The sequence below is a fragment of the Anabaena sp. UHCC 0399 genome (assembly GCF_034931465.1).
Taxonomy (GTDB): domain Bacteria; phylum Cyanobacteriota; class Cyanobacteriia; order Cyanobacteriales; family Nostocaceae; genus Trichormus; species Trichormus minutissimus.
This window is the reverse complement of sequence record NZ_JAYGGZ010000116.1, coordinates 1-2418: the sequence shown is the minus strand read 5'-3', so window position 1 is coordinate 2418 and position 2418 is coordinate 1. Positions and strand designations below refer to the sequence as shown.

The following is a 2418-nucleotide window of genomic DNA, read 5'->3' as shown; positions in this document are numbered from 1 at the left end:
GGTATTGAGCCGAGATACGGATACCGTTGGCGAAACATTACTTAACATAAAAACGCCGATTTTACCGCGTAATACATGGAAAGGATAAACCCTTCTTTCCGTGTATTACATGGAAAGAAAAAAGTTAAGTTAGCTGCCTCAATAATCAATAAACTAGAAGAAATACCCGTGGAGGCAGTATATGTGCTTACATCCTGAAGAAATTCCTCCTATTCCTGATGAAACGGTACGTGTAGCCAAAGCCGCGTTCCCCAAAGGTAATTTATATATGCGACTGCGTGATGAACTTGGGGTCTTTTACCAGGATGAAGACTTCGCATCACTTTATCCACAACGCGGTCAGCCAGCGCAAGCACCTTGGCGGTTGGCGATGATCCTGGTAATGCAATATTTAGAAAATCTCTCTGATAGACAAGCAGCGCAAGCAGTGCAAGGGCGAATTGATTGGAAATACGCTTTGTCGTTGGAGTTGACAGACCCTGGTTTTGACTTTAGTGTGTTGAGCGAATTCCGTGACCGATTAATCACAGGTGGAGTCGAGCGGCAAATACTAGACTTGATGCTGTCGAAATTTCAAGAACTCAAACTACTGTCAGCAAGGGGAAAACAGCGTACTGATTCAACCCATATACTAGCTGTAGTCAGAGATTTAAGCAGACTGGAACATTTAGGGGAAACGCTGCGGTATGCCTTAAATGCTGTGGCTGAAGTTGCACCCATTTGGCTGAAGTCACTAGCTCCGTCCGAGTGGTACGACCGCTATAGCAAACGTCTTGAAGATTCTCGACTTCCTAGAACACCTGCCGACAGGGAAGCGTTAGCCGAGATCATAGGTGCGGATGGTTTTCATTTACTTGATAACATCTATTCCCAAACTTCCCCCATCGGACTGCGACAACTGCCAGCAGTAGAAGTTTTACGTCAAGTTTGGTTACAGCAATACTATGCACCAACAGACTCTCTTCAGTTACGCAGTGACAAAGATGGGCCACCCGGAGCAGTGCGAATTCGCTCTCCCTATGATTTAGATGCCCGTAACAGCACCAAACGCACAACCAAATGGACAGGTTACAAAGTGCATTTGACTGAAAGTTGTGATGAAGATTCACCACACATTATCACTCATGTAGAGACAACTGTTGCTACAACACAAGACCAAACTGTTGTGTCTTCAATTCACCAATCCTTAGCCCAAAAAAACCTTTTACCTCGACAACATTTAGTTGATCAGGGATACACCTCCTCTCAATTGCTTTCTAGTTCCGAGCGCGACTATGACATTGACCTGTTTGGCCCAGTTGCGGTTAATGGTGCATGGCAAGCAAAAGCGGGACTGGGATTTGATGTATCTCATTTTCGAGTCAACTGGAAGCGAAAAGTAGTATATTGTCCCCAAGGTAAGCGCAGCAGTCGGTGGAAAAATACTCTCGATGTTTATGGACATCCAGTAATTCACGTTAACTTCCGCACAAAGGACTGCAAGAACTGTCCTGTCCGCTCTCAGTGTACCCGTGCAGAATCCGACCCACGAGCGTTAACCATACAGGCACAACCAGATTACGAAGCCCTTCAAAAAGGCAGAGAGCGACAAAAAACTGAGGAATTTCAAAAACAGTACGCACTGCGCTCAGGCATTGAAGGAACTATTTCTCAGGGTATCAGAGCTTTTGAATTGCGCGATTGCCGTTATATTGGTCTAGCTAAAACTCACTTACAACATATCCTGACTGCTGCCGCTATCAATCTAGGTCGAGTTTTCGCTTGGTTGGAGGAAATCCCACGGGCGAAAACTCGCTCCTCACACTTTGCGAGACTGGCAGACTCTACTGTGTGCTAGAAAATATCCGTGATTGCTTGTTGCTTAAATATTAATAGAATTTGAGCCTTTCCCGTGTATTACATGGAGAGACTGGCTATTCTAAGTTAAACTTACGATGTAATACACGGTTGAGTTTATGTTCAAACGGGATATTCAGGGAAAGTTTGCGCTTAAGAATGATGACTATCGTGAAGTACGCTCTTTGCGATTAACAGATGATACTTGGAAGGCTATTGGTATTGCTTCTGAATGTTTTGGCTTAACCCGTGCTGACTATTTAGAACACATTGTTAGGCATAACGCTCTTCCGAGTATTACACGGAGAGATTCAGAATTTTTAGCTGATACTCCATCAGAAAACGAATCCCAACCGAGTGTTACACGGGCGAGGGAGTTTCATCTAACATCTGATAAGGCCGCAAAACAGTCTGTTGGGTTGGCGATAGAGGAACTTGAAATTTTACGTGATCGTGTTTTGTCTGAACTGAAATTGGGTAAGCAAGCTACTGGGTATAAAACTGCTCACAAGGTTCTCAATCGTTTCATTGCTGAACTACTCGGTTCAGTTTAGCTGTTTGGGGAATTCGCCAACGGTATCC

Annotated in this window: 2 protein-coding genes; both read left to right on the top strand. The window is 44.4% G+C overall.

The features are described from left to right. The first annotated feature begins 181 nt into the window (after positions 1-181). Positions 182-1837: an IS1182 family transposase gene (locus VB693_RS28950; RefSeq protein WP_323269285.1), complete on the top strand. Its 1656-nt coding sequence runs from the start codon at positions 182-184 to the stop codon at positions 1835-1837. Positions 1838-1955: 118 nt separating this feature from the next. Beyond that, positions 1956-2390 carry a hypothetical protein gene (locus VB693_RS28945; protein ID WP_323269284.1) on the top strand — a complete coding sequence of 145 codons (435 nt, stop codon included), beginning with the start codon at positions 1956-1958 and terminating at the stop codon, positions 2388-2390. Positions 2391-2418: the final 28 nt, after the last annotated feature.